General features: G+C 67.5%; 1 protein-coding gene. It reads left to right on the top strand.

The genetic code is table 11. The features are described 5' to 3' along the window. A partial coding sequence (locus A5673_RS22810; protein ID WP_068237881.1) for a glycosyltransferase family 2 protein occupies positions 1-616 on the top strand: 616 nt, incomplete at both ends.

Below are 616 nucleotides of genomic sequence, written 5' to 3'. Positions count from 1 at the left end.
TGTACAACAACGCCGGCACCATCGAGCGTTGCCTGCGCAGCATCCTCGAGCAGGACGGCGTCGAGTTCGAGATCCTGGTGGTCGACGACTGTTCGTCCGACGATTGCGCCGCAATCGCCAAGACAATGCTGCGGCCCGGAGACCGGCTCGTGCGCAACGCGTCCCGCCTCGGCCTGAACGGAAACCACAACAAGTGTCTGGAGCTCGCGCGGGGCACGTGCATCCAGTTCGTCCATGGCGATGACTGGTTACTCCCGGGGGCGCTCGAGGCGCTCCTCCCGTGCTTCGACGACCCCGCGGTGGGAATGGCGTTCGCCCCCCGGCGGGTGGTGCAGGACGAGAATCTTCCGTGGCGGCGCCGAGTGGGCCCTGCGCACAAACACTTTTGGCGGCTTCGCGAGCGCAACCGCGGGCCTTGGCTCGCCGCGCAGCAGCTGCTCCGCGGCGGCGCCGGCAATTGGATTGGCGAGCCGACCTGCGTGATGTTTCGGCGCCGGCTGGCGCTGGAGGCGGGCGGCCTGCGGAACGACATCTATCAGCTCGTCGACGTGGATTTCTGGTGGCGTCTGATGCTGCGATCGACGGTCTGCTTCGTGCCCCGGGAGTTGTCGGTGCG

This window comes from Mycobacterium sp. E3198 (genome assembly GCF_001667015.1).
Taxonomy (GTDB): domain Bacteria; phylum Actinomycetota; class Actinomycetes; order Mycobacteriales; family Mycobacteriaceae; genus Mycobacterium.
The sequence above is the reverse complement of the archived record's forward strand: the minus strand, read 5'-3'. Positions and strand labels throughout refer to the sequence as shown.